Here is an 18,435-nt window from a genome sequence, read left to right on the forward strand (position 1 = left end):
TATGCTCCTTAACGATCCTGAACATAAGCGCGATACATTAGCTCCGCCCTTATCCAATCTTCTTGTGTATCAATATCTTGAACTAAATGCCGGGGTAATACAACGGGATAACTGTTTGCCGAAAATACGACTTTACCCGATAACCAGGACTCTCCCTTCCCCCAATAAAACTGACCGGCATCATGATACACCTCTTCCAGATCCTGCGAGCGCTTGTTGATAAATTCCGGCATCATAGGTTTAACCCCGGCCGCATCCTTTACCAATGCTCTTTGCACCGGGAAAGGAAAAGTAGTCACTGAAAACGCAAAATCTAACCGCTCATTGGCTTCCAGAGCCTCTAACCCCTGTTTAAGGTAAGATTGTTCTATAAATGGTGCAGTCGCATAAATGCAGCACACATACTCAGGGTTAAAAAAGTGCTCACGGCAATATTCGATGGCGTGATTGGTAACCGGACGTGTGCCAACAATATCATTAGATAAGTGCTCTGGTCGTAAAAATGGCACTTCGGCACCGAGAGATAAAGACAATGCTTTAATTTCTTCACAATCAGTAGACACGATAACCTTGTCAAACAACTGGCTGTTAATGGCAGCTTCAATGGAGTAATTAATTAAAGGCTTTCCGGAAAATAGCCTGATATTCTTCCCCGGAATTCGTTTACTTCCACCTCTTGCGGGTATGACTGCAAGCTTCAAACTAAAACCTCTTTTAATGATGCAACGACATAATCCTGTTCGGATTCTGACAAGTCCGGATAAAGAGGCAAAGTTAATGCCATTTTGTAATATTGTTCAGCAATCGGGAAGTCACCTGCATTAAACCCTAATTGCCGATAATAAGGTTGCAGATGAATAGGAATGTAGTGCACATTGAGTGCAATCCCCCTTTCACGCATCATATTAAACACTTGTTTTTTATTATGATGCTGCAGTTCCACCACATAAATATGCCAGGCTGATTGAATATGTGCATAAAAAGCCGGTAATTTGAGTGGAAGATCCACCAATAATTTCTGATAGCGTTCAGCCAGCTTTTTGCGCTGTTGGATAAACTCATTCAACCTGTGTAACTGAGATATACCTAAAGCTGCCTGAATATCACTCAGGCGATAGTTAAACCCTAAATTTTGTTGCTCATATTCCCAGGGTTCGCCAATAAACTGCGAAAAGGAAGAAACATCACGAGTGATGCCATGCTTTGCAAAAGAACGTGCAACAGCGGCTATCTGCTCGTTATTAGTCATCAGAGCACCGCCTTCCGCGGTAGTAATCGATTTCACCGGATGAAAACTGAAAATACAGCAATCAGAATATTTGCAGTTTCCCACCGGCTCATTTTCGAAACTCGCCCCCAAAGCATGAGAGGCATCTTCGATAATGGCAATGTTAAATGGTTTGAGGATTTCGCTTATCAGCTTCATTTCACAGGATAACCCGGCGAAATGCACCAATATTACCGCCTTTGGCAAACGCCCACGTTGTTTTGCCTGATACAATTTGGCTTGCAAGGCTTGCGTGTCGATATTTCGACTGTCAACGTCAATATCGACAAAGTCGATTTCTGCACCGCAATAAAGAGCACAGTTTGCCGAAGCAACGAAAGAATTGGGTACTGTCCATACAAGATCTTTTTCCCCAATATTCAGAGCCAGACAGGCGATATGCAATGCTGATGTACCGCTATTTACCGTTACAGCATGTGCCGCTCCGGTATATTTGCAGAGCGCCTCTTCGAACTCCAGACCTTTAGCACCTTGTGTTAAATGGTGATTTCGCAATACATCACAGACCGCTTCGATATCGGTTTCTATTATGTTGTGTTTTCCATACTGGATCATGAGTTTTCTTTGTTGAGGCGAATTATTTCATCATGGCTTAAAAAGTGCGGGTTAGTGCCCGAATTGTATTCAAATTTATCGTCAACCGGCTCGCCAGTTTCCCCCAACTTGTTTTCAGCATAGTTAATGTCTTTGTCAAAAAAGATAATGGGTGGTGTAATGACGTAGTGATCGTGAAACTCCAGTGAATGATGTGCCACTTCTTCTGGCACCATGACTTCGTGTAACTTTTCCCCAGGTCGAATACCAATCACGTCAAACTGCTCGTTACCGCTCATGGCATAGGCCAAATCAGTAATCTTTACTGAAGGGATTTTCGGCACAAATATCTCACCACCACGCATGCGCCTGAAACTCTTATCTACAAAAGCAATCCCCTCATCCAGGGTTATCCAGAAACGGGTCATTTCGACGTGTGTAATAGGAAGTTCAGAAACCCCTTCCTTTAGAAGTTTTTCGTAATATGGAACAACGGAGCCCCTTGAACCAACCACATTACCATAGCGCACCACAGAAAAACGCGGCCCCTTGGCACCACTAATGTTATTGGCCGCGACAAACAACTTATCAGACGCAAGCTTAGTTGCCCCATAGAGATTGACCGGATTCGCCGCTTTGTCGGTAGAGAGGGCAATAACGCGATTAACATGGGACTCAATCGCAGCATCAATCACATTTTGTGCACCGTGAATATTAGTCTTGATGCATTCATTCGGGTTATATTCTGCAGCCGGTACCTGCTTTAGCGCGGCGGCGTGTACCACATAATCCACATCACGCATCGCTGCCTTAAGGCGCTCCTTATCGCGAACATCACCAATAAAATAACGCATGCATTTGGCATCGTACTTCTGCTGCATTTCAAACTGTTTGAGTTCGTCCCGGGAGTAAACAATAATTTTTCGAGGCTTGTATTTTTCAAGGAGATGGGACACAAAACGGTGGCCGAAAGAACCTGTACCACCGGTAATTAAAACGCTCTTACCATCAAACATAAGATACCTTTAAACTTGACCCAAACGGATTATTGATGGGCAACTTTTATAATTATTTTTTGTATTTTTTTACAGCTTTGCGATTTCGTAAAAAACCCACCAGAACGTCTTGTTGCTCATTCTTGAGGCCATTAACAAGAGTAGTCAGTTCGTTGTTAGTTCGCAAGAGCTCTTGCAATAACGTTTTATCTACCGCAGCGTTATCTTGTAAAAAACTGACGATAAGTTTTTCCCGGGCCTCGACGACTTCCTGCAGTTTTTCAGCATCCAGCTCCTCAGCCATTAATACTGACTTAATGGCATCTGAGTTTTGTCGGAGCGAATCCGGCTCCCGGTCAGAAAATTTAGGTATGTTTGTCTTCAAACTGCTGCTTGGCGTTTTTGACGCTGAGCTTCGTATGCTTCCTGTTTGGCAGATTCAGGAATTTCAGCCCAGGCATTCTTAATAGGTAGCATGAGGTTAATCACTTCATCCATGATCTTCAAGCTATTCTGAATATTGGCGTCTGTTAAACGGCGGATCATATAATCATACAAAGCATAGAGGTTTTCGCCTACTTCACTTTTCACTTCTAAATCAATGGTATCCCGCAGATTCACCAGGATTGATGTGGCTTTGGACAAATGCAAAGCCTTTGATTCAAACTCCTTGCGTTCGATACTTCCTTTGGCCATGGCAATTTTTTCCAAAGCCCCCTGCATCAGCATCAATGTGATTTTATGAGGATCGGCGGTTGATAAGTCCTGTTTTAAACTGCCTTTCTTATAAGCCTGTATACCTTTTAAACCCATTTTTCACCTTTACCACTTAAATTCCGCCCAATGCAGCAAACAATGCATTACCGGTATTATTTAATGAAGAAACGGTTTTATCCAGCGCAATATATTTATTACGTTGGATTTGTTCGAATGATAACATTCTTAACTCAAATGCTTCGCGCTCGTCCGCCAAAAGCTCTTTTTCATCTTTCAGCTCTGATTCTCTGTCTCGTAGTAAACCACCAAATGTGGTGTACTCGTAGAGAAAATCGTATAACGTTTTCGCTACGCCATTATTGCTATTAGTAAAGACATCAGCCACTTCATCGAAGCTGTCCTCTAATGCATCATCCAACCGCTCTTCGCCGCTGCCAATGCCAAACTCATCTACGGCACTGATTTCCAACTTACCATCATCATCAAAGGATAAACCAAAGTTAAAAATACTGCCCAAATTATTACCAGAAACACTGGTCGTCAAAACATTGGCGATCCCGTTCTGCAATCCCCGTACCATAAAATCACCCGCTAACGCACCATCGTCTTCCAGTTCGGATTCACCATAGCGTGTCAATCGGGTTATTTCATCGATTAGAGAATTATAGCTATCGATGAAATCCTGAATCTTAGACTTAAGGCCTTCTTTATCGTTTCCGATAGTCACCGATGAAGCAGCAAAACCGGTGGCGGTACTGGCATCAGTTTCTGACACCTCAAAAGCTTCGAATGAAACGTTCGGAATAACATTCTCAAACTCATTAGTACTGCTTTCAACCAGAATGTTGTTCACATAAGCCTGAGCGTTAACCGCTGCTACAGGCGCATTGGTGCCGGCATTTGTACTCAGGTCCTGGTCGGCGGCCAGCGCCGAAGAATGGCTGGTCACCGAGGTAAGTTCTGCGGCGTCACTGTCATTGACAATGCGCAGGTCGTCACCGTTACCAGTAATCAGAGACTCGAAAATAATCTTGGGACCTGAAGCAGTGCCGGTGTCCAGTAAGATCGCATTAACCAGCTTGGTGGTACCGTCGCTTTGAATATTGTCTTCGGAATTGTTGATGGCACTGACATACTGCTGCAATGTCATTCCCGACGTCACGTCAACCGAGAAACTATCGCTGGAAGTGGCAAAACTGAAGGAAACTGTGGTATCTGCACCGGTATACAGGGTATCCGTCGTGGACGAAAACTCACCATCAGCAGTACGATATTCGGTACCTGCCGCTAATTGTGCGACAGATATCTTATAACTCCCCTCCAACGCACTGGTGGACGCTTCCATTGTAAATGGACCGGTTTCACCTTCTTCGAGAGAAGTGGGATGATCTATGGTGGGTTCACGAGCGTTCAGGTTGTAGTTGTTTTTCAACTCTTCAACCGCATCCTGGAACTCGTCCACTTTAGATTTTAAGGAACCTATAGCAGAAATAGTGGCATCCAGAGTTTCTTCACGTTCATTTAAACGCTCTTCTTTGGGAGCCCGCTCAGCTTCTATCAACTGAGTAACCAGATCATCAAGCGCTAAGCCTGAACCAACCCCTAAACTCTGAATGCCCATGATTTACCTCTACTAGACTTCTTTGCTAAACAGTACTCCTACGGCTTCACCCACATCAGACTGTAACCCTCTGATTCGGTCTGACAATGCCAGTACCTCTTCCGAAGGAATTTGTCTGATCAATTCTCCCGTATCCGAATCTGTTACCTGTACGATTGAACGATTAGAGTCATCGTTAAACGAAAAGTTTAGATTCGTTCTTTGAGACTGCACAAAATCTCTGACTTCAGATACGGCATTTTCAATGTCCTGTATCGAAGCACTTTCACCTTCACTATTGTTATCGACCTGAGAATTTGAAACATTAGGCACTTCGCGAAAATTTGAACGACTGGCGGCGCGACTTTCACCACCATTTGCGTTGTCACTTTCGGCCTGTAATTCCTCTCGGCGTCTTACAACAGCGGGTTGTGTATTTTGTGCCAGATTAGCATTAAAACCTGATTGTGCTAAATCAATTTCCATCTTTCACCTCCTGTTAGGTAAAAGCGATTGCAATCCCGGTCAACGGCATTGCAATCAGGCAAAATCAATACAACAGCAACTATCCTAACAATGCTAAAGCCGTTTGCGGACGCTGATTCGACTGACTCAACACCGACACACTGGCCTGCTGGATAATTTGATTTCTGGTTAAGTTTGCTGTTTCAGAAGCAAAATCAGTATCCTGAATACGTGAACGCGCGGCGTTCAGGTTTTCACTGACACTGGCCAGATTTCGAACTGTTGACTGAAAACGGTTCTGTAAAGCACCTAAAGAAGCTCGTTGCGCACCTATTGCAGAAATCGCTGTATCTATCGACGCTAATGCACCCGATGCACCAGCTGCAGTTGAAATATCCACTGTGCCAACTCCCAGACCTGATGCACCAAAACCACCAGAACGGGAAAGATTCACTGCAATACTTTGACCTGCATTTGCACCTACCTGAAAAGTTGCAGAGAAACTGCCATTCAGTATATTAACATTCGCAAATTGTGTATCAGTACCGATGCGTGACAATTCTGAAATCAACGCCGTTACTTCCTGTTGCAAAGCGGTTCTGTCTGCAGAAGAGTTAATGCCGTTTTGCGCCTGAATGGCCAACTGACGAATTCGTTGCAGTGACGTTGTACTTTCGGTCAGTGCACCTTCAGCTACCTGGACCAAAGAAATCGCGTCGTTGGCATTTCGAACAGACTGATCAATACCCTGAATTTGGCTGGTTAATTCTGCAGAGATTTGCAGACCCGCCGCATCATCGGATGCCCGGTTTATACGAAAACCGGAAGACAATCTTTCGAATGATGTGTTTAATGCTTCATTTGAGCTAAATAATTGACGTTGCGCATTTAATGACGAAACGTTTGTATTTACAAAAATACCCATGTTATACCTCCTGAGAACCAATTAACTATAGAGAGAGCCACTGGTTCGCCTACTTTTGTCAGTCGAGAGTGCTGACGTTAAACTTGTTTTGCCCTTAGTGTTTCGACCTCACTCGAAACCTTAAAAACAAAACCCGCAATACCCCTCAACAATAGGTATCGGCAATCTCTTGAGGTTCTTTAGAAATTTTTTTATTTTTTTTAAAGTTTTTTCGAACCAAACATAAACCATTGTTTTAATAGACTTTTTATTACAATAGAAAATAAGGCCATGCGCTGGTTTGGGGAGACATATCATATGTGATTGCCTGGGACAGACATAATCCAGAACTTAAATCCGGTTAAAAAATTACAGATATTTGATTTTTTGGCATGGGATGTGCTTTGTATTCTGCAAGTGACAGATATCACTCAATTGTTCAAAGTTTTGACACAGATGATGATGTTACATGAAGAGAAATAAAAACAGCCAGGTCACAGGACCTGGCCAAATTGCTCACGTTAGGAGAACGAGCAATAGGGTTTTGTCGCCCGACTACAGGATTTGGGAAGGAATACTGGCCTCTCAACCATACTTCTACACTCTCGATCCTGTTAGTCGGCGTTTTCACTGATTTTTATAGTGTTATTTTTTCAGTGAAACAAAAACCGGATTGTATATCGGATTTTAAGCCGATGGTGACACCTGATGCCGGACTGAATCCTGGCTTGCAGCGTGCCGTTATCGGTATGATTACCGACGTTAGAGTTTGTCGCCCGACTGCGGGATTTGGGAAAGAATACTGGCCTCTCAACCATACTTCTACACTCTCGATCCTGTCAGTCGGCGTTTTATATTTATTATAGGTCAGAATTTATGTCAGCACCGTGGCTTGTTAAATTTCCCGTTGCCTAAATGATTCGCCCCTGTATTTGTTGTTTTGTCGGAATATGTTCCGATGTTAATGTTTGTCGCCCGACTGCAGGTTTGGGAAGGGATACTGGCCTCTCAACCATACTTCTACACTCTCGATCCTGTTAGTCGGCGTTTCCTGAGGCGGCCTCTCATCTCCTACCCTCATTAAAAACGCTACCCTGGTTACTCAGTGACACGTCAGGAAATCCATTAATTTTCACTGCGTCAATGCTATGTCACCTGATTCAGTTACCTGAAAACGAATAATATTAAAAAGCTAAGCCGGAAGTTAAAAAGGTATAAGAGCCATACTGTTTTAAACTTTCAAAAGTGTACTTGCGCTCAACTTTTGTCAGTGCTTTTTATATGTAAATTCTACCCATTGGATTTACATATAAAGATTATTCGCTGAACCCTGTATTTTGCACCTCCTCTTTTGTGATAATTTGTTGTTGTCGACCGACTTTTACTGTCAACAGTTATCAAACTCTTTAATCTTGGCACAGTTACTGCTTTATATTTATTGTCAGTTAATTTTTTGACTGATAAATAGCTGGGAAACTGATTAACAAAGTCCTATGCTATAGAGTGAGCGAAAGCTCTTCGTCGACTTGCGGGATTGATGGCCTATACCTCAATACCTCACACTACCTCCTGGCGTTGGTCTCGTAAGTCGGCGACTTAATCTCTTCCCTGAGATTGAGGGTTCAAAAGCGAGCTTTCTTATCTACCTAACTCTATCCCAATAAACTTAGCGCAGATTGCGGTCTTTGGTTAGCCTGTGACAGAACCGTTGTACTGGCCTGTTGAATGATCTGATTACGTGTCAGCTCGGCAGTTTCAACGGCAAAGTCAGTGTCTTTGATCCGTGATCTCGCAGCAGACAAGTTTTCAGATACGTTTGCCAAATTACGGATTGTTGACTGGAACCGATTTTGTAAAGCACCCAGCTCTGCACGTTGCGCACCAATTGACGAGATAGCCACATCAATATTGGATAATGCGGCAGACGCATTGGCGGCACTGGTTATATCAACTGTGCCCACGCCCAGACCAGAGGCACCAAAACTTGCGCCATTGGCTGAAGATAAGTTGACAGATATTGTTTGTCCAGCATTAGCCCCCACCTGAAACTGTGCAGAGAAAGTTCCCGACAATATATTGTTTCCGGCAAACTGAGTATCCGTGGCAATTCTGGATAACTCGGCGACCAGCGCCGTCACCTCTTGTTGCAGGGCAGTTCTGTCTGCTGATGAATTAATGCCATTTTGTGATTGAATTGCCAGGGTACGGATACGCTGCAACGCGGTAACCGACTCAGCTAATGCACCTTCAGTGGTCTGCACCAGAGAAATCGCATCGTTGGCATTGCGAACAGATTGATCCAAACCTTGAATCTGGGTGGTCATTCTGTCTGTGATCTGCAGACCGGCGGCATCATCAGCAGCTCTGTTGATACGAAAACCCGAAGATAAACGCTCAAAAGATGTGCTAAGTGCATTACCAGAGTTAAATAACTGACGTTGTGAATTTAATGATGAAACATTGGTATTTACGAATAAACCCATTTTTTTTCTCCTAACGATTTTAATATTAATTTGAGCGTTTGCTCGTTTGCTAAGTAAGGTGTTTTTATTGTTCTTTACTTAGCCAGGCCCGGCTTATTTTTGTTTTTGATTGCTCAGTGCCTTTGCCTATGTATCGTCAGTACTAAATTTTTCCTTTAACTTTTTTTTGACTATTTTTTGTTTATTTTATTTTTCCCTTTATTTTCAATACGTTAAACCACATACAAATGTCACTTTTTTGACGCTAAATTCCCATTAAATCACCGACACAAAAAAGCCAGCACGTTGGCTGGCTCTTTATTATTCTTGCTCAAAAAGTTCTCACACTACCTCCTGGCAAGATATCCTTTTTTAGCTTATCCCAACAGAGATAACGCTGACTGAGGACGCTGGTTTGCCTGCGCAAGTACCGAAGTACTGGCCTGCTGAATAATCTGATTCCGTGTCAGATTTGCAGTCTCAGTTGCAAAGTCAGTATCTTTGATACGCGACTGAGCACCAGACAAGTTTTCAGAAACCGTGCTTAAGTTACGGATAGTAGACTGAAAACGGTTTTGCAGAGCACCTAATGAAGCACGCTGAGCACCAATTGTAGAAATTGCTGTATCAATGGCAGTTAGCGCACTTGACGCACCCGTAGCAGTAGATATGTCGACCGTACCCACACCCAAACCCGATGCACCAAAGCCACCTGAACGTGACAGGTTTACACCAATAGTTTGACCCGCATTGGCACCAATCTGGAAAGTGGCAGAAAATGAACCACTTAAAATATTGTTGCCCGCAAAGTTGGTGTCAGTACCGATTCTGGACAGTTCAGCTACCAAAGCGGTAACTTCCTGTTGCAAAGCCGTTCTGTCCGCAGAAGAGTTAATACCATTCTGAGACTGAATTGCCAGCGTACGAATACGTTGTAATGAAGTTGTCGTTTCTGATAATGCACCTTCAGCGGTTTGCACCAGTGAAATGGCGTCATTAGCATTACGAACAGATTGATTAAGACCTTCGATTTGAGACTGAAAACGATCAGTGATCTGTAAACCGGCAGCATCATCTGCGGCGCGATTGATACGGAAACCTGAAGATAAACGTTCAAATGAAGTAGATAACGCGTTACCTGAATCAAACAGCTGACGCTGAGCGTTCAGTGAAGAAACGTTGGTATTAACGAATAAAGACATGAAGTCTCTCCTACACTCTCGATCCAGCTATATTGGGTAAATATAGATCTGGGATCTGACCTGTGGAACAGGTCTAAAAGTTTAAAACAACAACAGCTTTAAATATGGGTAATATCATAAAACTGTTGCACTGGCTCTCTCACATAAGGTTATCGCCTGCAGTTCTTAAACCTTGAACAAAAAATGACATTTTTTTTAATCTTTTGTATTTAAAGACTTTTATTGAAAAATTAGCCTAAAAATAGTGAGCCAAGGCAGGAATATTCACGACCAGGATGAAAACCCAATGTACCGCTGTGGTTACCTGTGTTATTCCGTGGAACATAGCAGAATGGAATTTTTTTGAGTACTAATAAAAGACGAAAAAAGCCGAAGCATTTATGCTTCGGCCAGCTGCCCGGACGTTAGGAAAAGTGAGCAAAACTTTGGAAAATGTGCCTCTGTAATACAGCATTCGCTCATCAGAACAAAGAAATCACATTTCCTGCAGGACGGCTAATTGCCGACCTTGTATTCTTTGTGGCTCGCAATGCCTCCCGACAACACAAATCACAATCAAAATAGCGGGCGGGCTATTAACCCACCTCGGATACTCAACCCACCCTGGATGATTAACCCAACAGTGACAGCGCGGATTGCGGACGCTGATTAGCCTGTGCAAGTACCGTGGTACTGGCCTGCTGGATAATCTGATTACGCGTCAGGTTCGCTGTTTCAGTGGCGAAGTCCGTATCTTTGATACGTGAACGGGCACCGGACAGGTTCTCTGATACATTACTCAGGTTACGGATTGTAGACTGGAAACGGTTTTGCAAGGCACCTAAAGATGCACGCTGTGCCCCGATGGTTGAAATAGCCGTATCAATTGCAGTCAATGCACCTGAAGCACCTGTAGCCGTTGAAATATCAACTGTGCCAACACCTAAACCTGATGCGCCAAACCCACCGGTACGGGACAGGTTGACACCAATAGTTTGTCCGGCATTGGCACCAATCTGGAACGTCGCGGAAAAGCTACCACTTAAGATGGCATTACCGGCAAATTGTGTATCGGCACCGATTCTGGATAGTTCGGCTACCAAAGCGGTAACTTCCTGCTGTAAAGCGGTTCTGTCAGCAGATGAATTGATACCGTTTTGAGACTGGATGGCCAAAGTACGAATACGTTGCAATGACGTGGTGGTCTCGTTTAACGCGCCTTCCGCCGTTTGTACCAGTGAAATCGCATCATTGGCGTTACGCACTGACTGGTCAAGGCCCTGAATTTGTGAGGTAAAACGGTCGGTGATCTGTAAACCGGCGGCATCGTCTGCAGCGCGATTGATACGAAAACCGGAAGACAAACGCTCAAATGAAGTTGATAGGGCGTTGCCTGAATCGAATAATTGACGCTGGGCGTTCAATGAAGATACGTTAGTATTAACAAATAAAGACATTTGTCTCTCTCCTACACTCTCGATCCGGATCAGCTTGTGAGGTATTTGGGCTTTACCGGTGACTGTCGTCGTACAGTCAAATCGTTAATATTCAACAATCACCCGTTTATTGGTTTTATTAAGTGATTGTCACTGGCTCTCTCACTTAGGGTTATCGTACTGGTAAAAATTTCCTTGAAGGTTTTTTGTACTTTTTTGAGAAATATAGATAAAACAGTGACTTGTAATGTTGAATTTAGTGGGTCAGCCGAGCTGAAAACTGGCGTGCGGAAAAACACAATCAATATTCCCGCTCAAGGCGATAAATTGTTACTATCCGCAAAAAACAAATTTATCGCTATGCATTACACCGTTACTAAAATCTCAGGCACAGCCACTCACAGCGCTTTCACGGATCTTTGTTTTTGGCGGGGACATCTGTATTGCTGTTTTCGGGAGGCGTTAAATCACATCAGTAATGATGGCCACATTGCTATTCTGAAACTGGACCTAAAAGGTAATGTACTGGCAAAAGATACGATTCGCGAAGTGTCATCTGATTTACGCGACCCTAAATTATCAGTAACACCACAAAACACCCTCATGCTGCTGGCCTATCAACGCACCTTTGGTGCCATGGGCAAGCACCTTCACAGCCAGCCGCTGGTGTATCAATCTACTAATGGAAACAGTTGGTCTTCGAGAACAACATTGGGTAACAAAAATTGGTGGCTTTGGCGAATACGCTGGCATCAGCAAAGACATGCAACCAGCTCAAAAACGCAACACCAGGCCTTTGGCTTTGCCTATAATCGCGCAGCGAACAGTGTACACCTGTATTCCGGTGATCCTGTCGGTTCATTTCACATTCATCAGCCAGACGTGTTGAGTTTAGAAAAACACAAACTGGGATACCCAAATGAAAGTGATTTGTTTTTTTCCAACAATACCGCCTGGGCAATTGTGCGCAGAGATGCCGATTCCTGCAGCGCACAATTAGGTTATTCAAACTGGCCCTTTAAACGGTGGCAATGGCACGACCTTGGGTTTTATCTGGGTGGCCCTTGTATGCTGCCCGGTGATAACGGGGAAGTGTGGCTGGCCGGCAGAATCTGGCAAAACCAACGATTCTCAACGGCATTGTTACGATTAAACCTGAAGGATAAACAGCTCAGGAAAATAACCACATTACCATCGGCTGGCGATAACAGTTATCCGGGATTGGTACTGCACAACAAGACTCTCTTTATGTCTTACTATTCCAGTCATGAAGATCAAAAAAGCCAGATTTACCTGGCTCAATTTGAAGTCAAAGATGAGTAAATTACACCGACTTATATATAATCAAACAGCGATAAATTGGTTACCCTTCCAAAGGTTTGTTGCGCCGCCTGCAAGGCGGTTTCCTGTTTACTCAGCTCTGAAATTGCTTCAGCGTAGTCTACATCTTCAATTTTAGAACGGGCATCTTTGTTTGCAATTTCAAGGTCCAGATTAGACTCATAAACAGAAGTGGCAACCTTTACACGTCCACCTATTGTAGCCACGGTGTTAGACACTTCCTTGAGACCATTGTCCAGTCCCACCAATGCATCATTTAGCGCTTCAGAGAGGGCGTCACCACTGACTGTCGGATCATTTAACGCTGCTACAATTTCATCCAGCGTCACAGCCAGGTTTTTCTTTTCCGGCTGAGATAAAGTAAATTCCACGGTACTGGCAGCCCCACCGGTAACCGTAAACTCAACCCCTTTAAAGGTAAAGGGCTCACCCGAAGTAAAATTAAGGGTAGTTGCGTCCGGATCGTCAAAGGTTATCTGATTCCCGGCCCCATTCACTGTACCGGTGAAAACGTTATTTGCGGCGGTAACCGCATCATAATTAGCTTTGTGAAAATTATCGAACTCGCCCTGTTGAATAACCTTTACACTGGCATTCGCTGTCCCACCGGTAACGGTTCCGGTTAATCTCGCCAGCACATTCTCAAAAACATCTTTGCCAGAATCACTGCCCGCCACCGTGACATTATTGGATAACTGCAACTTGTTTTGTCCGTCATCCCCTTGAAACACATAGCGATTTCCGGTGGCGGTTGCATTGTAAACAAACGCCGGAGAGTCAGACTGATTACCGGCAAAAATGTAGTTTCCGTTGGCATCCTGACTGTTCATTAAATCAAAGATCTCGTCGCGGATCTGTGCCAGCTCACCAGCGATAGCGGTGCGGTCTTCGTCGGTATTAATACCATTACCCGCCTGCACCACCAGCACTCTGGCTCTGTTGGCCGAACTGGTGACATTACTCAGTACCGCTTCTTCCTGCGACAGGGAATTTTGTAAAAGTGTATTGTTGCGATTGTACTGAGTGATCTGATCTAACTCTTCAGTCAGACGCAACACACTGGCAGCCCCCACAGGATCATCCGATGGGGTAATCAGTTTTTTGCCGCTAGATAACTGCAACTGGGTTTCAGATAAACCGATTTGATTATCAATCACGCCATTGATGGCCCGATCAAATATTTGGTTGTTCGATATCCTCATGACATTCTCTCCACGATGATCAATATCCCCGCGATGATCAATTGCCTAAATTGTGCCATTAGCTCACTGCACCTAAGATAGTTTGGAACAAACTTTGTGCTGTGGTCAAGACCCTGGCGGATGCAGCATAAGCTTGCTGGAAACGGATCAGATCGGCCGCTTCTTCATCCAGGTTCACCCCGGAAACAGAGTCCATCCATTCTTTTGAAAGACGCTCCATTGCCACAGCAGCATCATATTCGACATTGGCACTGGCCGTTTTTGAGCCAATATCGGTAACGATACCGGCATAGGCTTCGTGAAAGGTAATCTGTGTGCTGTTGCCGTCATTTCCCCGCAGCATGGTATCTGCTTCCTGCAATGCAGCAAGCTCAAGACCATTACTGTTGTCATTAAAGCCATTGGTGTTGTACGCAATGGTAAAGGTGTCGCCTGCCTGTGGCACACCCTCGATGCTCAGATCATATCCAGGATAATCATCCTGGCCGGTAAAACCGGCATCCCATGGTGTTGCCGCTGCCTGCTGCAACAGGTTTTCCAGGGATGTAGCGTTATTCACCGTCGCCAGCACAGTGCCGGCGGAATCCCGTACTTCAAAACTATCAGCTGCTGTAAATACAATCGTTGTCGGCGCGCCATCCCCACCGCCATGTGGTGATGCACCAGGTCCCTGAATACCACCCGCGCCATCAAATGCAGAACCGTCGGTACCGGCACTGACCTCAGTGTTAGTAACCGTAATTGACGAAACCGATGCTGTACCCAGGTTATTCAGATCAGACTCAACCCGAATTGGCGAAGCTAACGCTAAATCTTCGGGCCGGTTGGTGGCCATCGCAATGGCCCCTGCAGCCTCTTTAGCGGGTTGCAATAAGAATTGATCACCTGCGGCGTAACCTGCGCCATCCGGGAATTCAAGTTCTAAATCTCCCCCAATATTACCTGCCGGAATGGTGGTAAAAGTGCCGCCTGCTGCGGCAACCCCTGTCACCGTCTGGGTAATGGCTGTACCGCTACTATCGGTAACCGCAGAGCCGTCTGCATTTAATAATGCGATAGTAATATCGACGGTATCAGGTGGACCTGCTGTAACCGCATCAATGGTAATCTGATAATCAGCAGACGTAATGTCACCACCGCCACCATCGGGAATACGGGCATTGACCCCAGTGGTTGTAGTGTTGTCTTCATAAGTCAAAGCACCGAATACAGGCGTGGTGAACAGGTCAGTGCCCAATTCATTATCGAGATCCATGCCCAATTTGTTCTGTTCATTCATTGCATCTGTCAACGCCAGGGCGATTTGTCCAAGCTCACGGACATTGGGTTCCAGTACATCATCCCGATAGCGAATCAAACCACCAATCTGACCACCTAAATCATCATCACTGAGTGGTATGGTAATATTCTCTTTTCCGGCAACCCTCAACTCCAGGTCTTTATAGGTGGGATCGGGGTTTCCATTTTCACTGAATACATTGAACGAACCATCTTCTAACACCAGCGCCTGACCGGTACTCATAAACACCAGTGTTGAGCCATCTGTGCGCTGTTGCGTAGTAACTTCAACTAATTCAGACAATTCCACAATGGCCTTGTCGCGCTGGTTTTTGACGGATTCTGAACCGGAGGTTTGCGGCGCAAATTGCGTTGCTTTAATTTGCGTATTCAAATCTGCGATCTGTGCAATAAGATCATTGGCCTGTTCCAGTTTATCATCCAGCTCCTGATTAACCACCTCAACACTGTTTTCTAGATAACCGTCCAGGTTATTAAACTGTTTGACCATGGCTTCAGCTTCAGCCAGTACTATTTCCCTGGCGGCCACATTATTCGGATCATCATTGGCTGTTTGCAAGGCAGCAAAATAACGGCTCATCCCCTCTGCCGCACTGATAGCTTCACTGGCAAAGATGTTGTCCAACTGATTGAGTTTGTCCAGGTATTGCTCAGCCTCACCTAACGCAGAGGTATCGCGAATATATTGTTCCTGAGCGAATTTATCGACAACGCGCTCCACGTTCCCCAATAACACACCGCCAACACTTTGCTCTTCAAGCGCGCCGCGTTGCCGTATATAACCTTCAGTATTAACATTGGCAATGTTATTGGCGGTAGTATTTAGCAACCCTTGCTGGGCATTTAAGCCAGAGGTAGCAATAGTAAAAATATCCGTTTGGATCATAACGCAGACCTCATTGTATTAATTTGGCGGTCCTCGCCGCTTAACCGTTGACTGTTGTACACTGACATCACTTTTTCAGCGTAGCTGGGGTCCGTGGCGTACCCGGACTTTTGTAATTCACTAAAATAGGTTTGAGGATCGTCGGCTTTTTCCAGCGCCTGTCGGTATCTCGGACTGGACTGCAAAAACTCGACATAGTCGTTCATAGATTCTTCAAATGAGCCGTAAGAACGAAACGCTGCTTTAGTTTTGTGGGCTGTCCCATTATCAAACTCCAGCGTATCAATATAATTTTTATCGCCCTGCCAACCCCGACTCGCTTTAACCCCAAATAAATTATGGGAATTTTGACCGTCACCTGAATGAATTAAATACTGGCCCCAGCCGGTTTCGACTGCGGCCTGAGCCACCATCGCTTTGGGATCTAAGCCAATTTTTTCAGCTGCCTGCTCAGCGATGGGCATCAGATTCTTAACAAAGTCTTCGGGCGACTCGAATCCGGGACGTTTTTCCGGTGCCAGATTAGCAACCGCATGATTTCCAGGTATTGCGGAACTTTGAGCCATACTCACTTTGGCGCGACTAAAGTCATTAATGGAGGACAGGTTGCCATCATTGCGAATTGCGTTAGCTGGCATGACATTACTGCCCTGAGGATCCAATTGTTGCACAATCAACTCTGCCAGGCCGACACTACCAGAGGCTGACATATTCGTTGCCAATTGTTGATCGTGCATGTCGCGATAAAATCGCACTTCCTGGGAATTAAACGGGCTGTCTTCATCCGCCAGCACATCTTCTGCGGCCCGCATGGATTTCAGCATCATTTGTACAAAAATAGCTTCAAAATGTTTGGCGGTTTCTTCTAACGCTTGCTTGTCATTTTTTTGTGCCCCCTGACGCAACGCATCAAGGCTTTGCACGTCGTAAGCATTTCGCGCCTGCTGAATTTGTGTTTGCACGTGATTAATAGAGTCCATCATGTCACCCTAAATAATCACCAGCTCACCCTGAAGGGCACCGGCTTCGCGTAATGCTTCTAAAATGGCCATCAGATCACCAGGCGCGGCACCGACTTCATTCACGGCCCGAACCAGGTTATCAAGACTGACCCCCGGGTCAAACTTGAACATGCGGGTATCGTCAAGATTCACATCCACAATTGACTGCTGTGTTACCGTGGTATCGCCTTCTGCGAACTGATTAGGTTGCGAAACGGTTTGTGTCTCGGCAATGGTGACCGTTAATCCACCATGGGTAATTGCAGCCGGTTTAAGCCGGACATCTTCGCCAATAACAATGGTGCCGGTGCGACTGTTGATAACGATGCGCGCCGGTGCATCAGCAGGTTCAAATTCGAAATTCTCAATAGTGGCTAAAAAGCCAACCCGGGCGCCCACTTCACGTGGCGCAGAGACCCGTACAGAGGCAGCATCAATCGGGGTTGCAATAACATACCCTTTATCAGGATCGGCACCCAATCGTTGATTGATTGTATCCGCCAGGATTTTAGCCGTAGAAAAATCGGGATAATTGAGGTTCAGGGTTAAAAAGTCGCCGTTCATCAAGCCACTGGGAACGGAGCGCTCCACGACGGCACCATTGGGAATGCGACCAACTGTAGGTGTATTGGCGATAATTCGGGAGCCATCAGCACCTTCTGCCCCAAAGCCGCTGACCACTAAACTGCCCTGCGCGACGGCATAGACTTTGCCGTCCATACCTTTGAGGAAGGTTTGCATCAGCGTACCGCCGCGCAAACTTTCCGATTCACCGATGGAAGAAACTGTGATGTCAATTTTTTGGCCCGGCTTGGCAAATGCCGGTAGATCTGCATGTACCGCTACCGCAGCCACGTTGGAAATCTTAGGGCTGACGTTACTTGCAAGAGCGATCCCAAAGTTAGATAGCATGGCGCGAAAGCTCTGTTCAGTAAAAGGGCTTTGCTCGCCGGTACCCGGCAAACCAACCACTAAACCATAACCGATTAATTGGTTGCTGCGAACGCCGGAAATAGAAACCGCATCTTTGATTTTTTGCGCATAGGTTGAAGTGCTCAACAACATTGCTGTCAGCGCTAAAACGATGGTAAAACGATTCATGATGTAGTTCCTCACTTGCCTCA

Annotated in this window: 16 protein-coding genes; 1 reads left to right on the plus strand and 15 read right to left on the minus strand. The window is 45.2% G+C overall.

Going from position 1 to position 18,435, the window contains the following annotated elements; translation table 11 throughout:
• Positions 1–8: 8 nt before the first annotated feature.
• The 11 genes from pseF to LJ740_RS12930 all read right to left on the minus strand — a co-directional run bounded on the left by pseF (position 9) and on the right by LJ740_RS12930 (position 11,603).
• Positions 9–701 carry a pseudaminic acid cytidylyltransferase gene (gene pseF / locus LJ740_RS12880; RefSeq protein ID WP_229529499.1) on the minus strand — a complete coding sequence of 231 codons (693 nt, stop codon included), beginning with the start codon at positions 699–701 and terminating at the stop codon, positions 9–11.
• Complete coding sequence (gene pseC, locus LJ740_RS12885) at positions 698–1,843, minus strand: UDP-4-amino-4,6-dideoxy-N-acetyl-beta-L-altrosamine transaminase (protein ID WP_229529500.1); 1,146 nt, start codon at positions 1,841–1,843, stop codon at positions 698–700. Before pseC ends, pseF begins: the two co-directional genes overlap by 4 nt.
• Positions 1,840–2,838, minus strand: coding sequence for a UDP-N-acetylglucosamine 4,6-dehydratase (inverting) (gene pseB, locus LJ740_RS12890; RefSeq protein WP_229529501.1), 999 nt, complete (start codon positions 2,836–2,838; stop codon positions 1,840–1,842). Before pseB ends, pseC begins: the two co-directional genes overlap by 4 nt.
• Positions 2,839–2,890: 52 nt before the next feature.
• Positions 2,891–3,202, minus strand: coding sequence for a hypothetical protein (locus tag LJ740_RS12895; RefSeq protein WP_229529502.1), 312 nt, complete (start codon positions 3,200–3,202; stop codon positions 2,891–2,893).
• A complete protein-coding gene (gene fliS / locus LJ740_RS12900; RefSeq protein ID WP_229529503.1) occupies positions 3,199–3,630 on the minus strand; it encodes a flagellar export chaperone FliS in 432 nt (143 codons plus the stop codon). The genes LJ740_RS12895 and fliS overlap by 4 nt, the downstream gene beginning before the upstream one ends.
• Before the next feature lie 16 nt (positions 3,631–3,646).
• Complete coding sequence (fliD, locus tag LJ740_RS12905; RefSeq protein WP_229529504.1) at positions 3,647–5,155, minus strand: flagellar filament capping protein FliD; 1,509 nt, start codon at positions 5,153–5,155, stop codon at positions 3,647–3,649.
• Between the two features lie 12 nt (positions 5,156–5,167).
• A complete protein-coding gene (locus LJ740_RS12910) occupies positions 5,168–5,620 on the minus strand; it encodes a flagellar protein FlaG (protein WP_229529505.1) in 453 nt (150 codons plus the stop codon).
• A 79-nt stretch (positions 5,621–5,699) separates the two neighbouring features.
• Positions 5,700–6,524, minus strand: a complete 825-nt coding sequence (locus LJ740_RS12915; RefSeq protein WP_229529506.1) for a flagellin N-terminal helical domain-containing protein — start codon at positions 6,522–6,524, stop codon at positions 5,700–5,702.
• A gap of 1,631 nt (positions 6,525–8,155) precedes the next feature.
• Positions 8,156–8,986 (minus strand): flagellin N-terminal helical domain-containing protein, encoded by an 831-nt coding sequence (locus tag LJ740_RS12920; RefSeq protein WP_229529507.1) that lies wholly within the window; start codon positions 8,984–8,986, stop codon positions 8,156–8,158.
• Between the two features lie 356 nt (positions 8,987–9,342).
• Complete coding sequence (locus tag LJ740_RS12925) at positions 9,343–10,167, minus strand: flagellin N-terminal helical domain-containing protein (protein WP_229529508.1); 825 nt, start codon at positions 10,165–10,167, stop codon at positions 9,343–9,345.
• A 611-nt stretch (positions 10,168–10,778) separates the two neighbouring features.
• Positions 10,779–11,603: a flagellin N-terminal helical domain-containing protein gene (locus tag LJ740_RS12930; protein ID WP_229529509.1), complete on the minus strand. Its 825-nt coding sequence runs from the start codon at positions 11,601–11,603 to the stop codon at positions 10,779–10,781.
• Positions 11,604–11,909: 306 nt separating this feature from the next.
• Between LJ740_RS12930 and LJ740_RS12935 the strand changes: the two genes are divergently transcribed.
• The gene (locus tag LJ740_RS12935; RefSeq protein WP_229529510.1) at positions 11,910–12,905 is read left to right on the plus strand and encodes a hypothetical protein; all 996 of its coding nucleotides are present in this window, start codon (positions 11,910–11,912) and stop codon (positions 12,903–12,905) included.
• A gap of 11 nt (positions 12,906–12,916) precedes the next feature.
• On the opposite strand, the gene flgL is transcribed toward LJ740_RS12935, so the two are convergent.
• From flgL to LJ740_RS12955, 4 genes are read right to left on the minus strand one after another with little or no spacing between them, the layout of a single operon-like run.
• Positions 12,917–14,125 (minus strand): flagellar hook-associated protein FlgL, encoded by a 1,209-nt coding sequence (flgL, locus tag LJ740_RS12940; RefSeq protein ID WP_229529511.1) that lies wholly within the window; start codon positions 14,123–14,125, stop codon positions 12,917–12,919.
• Between the two features lie 58 nt (positions 14,126–14,183).
• Positions 14,184–16,310 carry a flagellar hook-associated protein FlgK gene (gene flgK, locus LJ740_RS12945; RefSeq protein WP_229529512.1) on the minus strand — a complete coding sequence of 709 codons (2,127 nt, stop codon included), beginning with the start codon at positions 16,308–16,310 and terminating at the stop codon, positions 14,184–14,186.
• Entirely contained in the window at positions 16,307–17,290 is a 984-nt protein-coding gene (gene flgJ, locus LJ740_RS12950) for a flagellar assembly peptidoglycan hydrolase FlgJ (RefSeq protein WP_229529513.1), read from the minus strand. Before flgJ ends, flgK begins: the two co-directional genes overlap by 4 nt.
• Before the next feature lie 9 nt (positions 17,291–17,299).
• Positions 17,300–18,412, minus strand: a complete 1,113-nt coding sequence (locus LJ740_RS12955; protein WP_229529514.1) for a flagellar basal body P-ring protein FlgI — start codon at positions 18,410–18,412, stop codon at positions 17,300–17,302.
• Positions 18,413–18,435: the final 23 nt, after the last annotated feature.

Source organism: Planctobacterium marinum, from assembly GCF_020687805.1.
Taxonomy (GTDB): domain Bacteria; phylum Pseudomonadota; class Gammaproteobacteria; order Enterobacterales; family Alteromonadaceae; genus Planctobacterium; species Planctobacterium marinum.

What these genes read in the sequence shown, in the direction of transcription:
- flgL (WP_229529511.1), bottom strand. Translation starts at nt 14,125, where the DNA reads ATGAGGATATCGAACAACCAAATATTTGATCGGGCCATCAATGGCGTG.
- LJ740_RS12930 (WP_229529509.1), bottom strand. Translation starts at nt 11,603, where the DNA reads ATGTCTTTATTTGTTAATACTAACGTATCTTCATTGAACGCCCAGCGT.
- fliD (WP_229529504.1), bottom strand. Translation starts at nt 5,155, where the DNA reads ATGGGCATTCAGAGTTTAGGGGTTGGTTCAGGCTTAGCGCTTGATGAT.
- LJ740_RS12915 (WP_229529506.1), bottom strand. Translation starts at nt 6,524, where the DNA reads ATGGGTATTTTTGTAAATACAAACGTTTCGTCATTAAATGCGCAACGT.
- LJ740_RS12955 (WP_229529514.1), bottom strand. Translation starts at nt 18,412, where the DNA reads ATGAATCGTTTTACCATCGTTTTAGCGCTGACAGCAATGTTGTTGAGC.
- LJ740_RS12925 (WP_229529508.1), bottom strand. Translation starts at nt 10,167, where the DNA reads ATGTCTTTATTCGTTAATACCAACGTTTCTTCACTGAACGCTCAGCGT.
- fliS (WP_229529503.1), bottom strand. Translation starts at nt 3,630, where the DNA reads ATGGGTTTAAAAGGTATACAGGCTTATAAGAAAGGCAGTTTAAAACAG.
- LJ740_RS12920 (WP_229529507.1), bottom strand. Translation starts at nt 8,986, where the DNA reads ATGGGTTTATTCGTAAATACCAATGTTTCATCATTAAATTCACAACGT.
- pseB (WP_229529501.1), bottom strand. Translation starts at nt 2,838, where the DNA reads ATGTTTGATGGTAAGAGCGTTTTAATTACCGGTGGTACAGGTTCTTTC.
- flgJ (WP_229529513.1), bottom strand. Translation starts at nt 17,290, where the DNA reads ATGGACTCTATTAATCACGTGCAAACACAAATTCAGCAGGCGCGAAAT.
- flgK (WP_229529512.1), bottom strand. Translation starts at nt 16,310, where the DNA reads ATGATCCAAACGGATATTTTTACTATTGCTACCTCTGGCTTAAATGCC.
- pseC (WP_229529500.1), bottom strand. Translation starts at nt 1,843, where the DNA reads ATGATCCAGTATGGAAAACACAACATAATAGAAACCGATATCGAAGCG.
- LJ740_RS12910 (WP_229529505.1), bottom strand. Translation starts at nt 5,620, where the DNA reads ATGGAAATTGATTTAGCACAATCAGGTTTTAATGCTAATCTGGCACAA.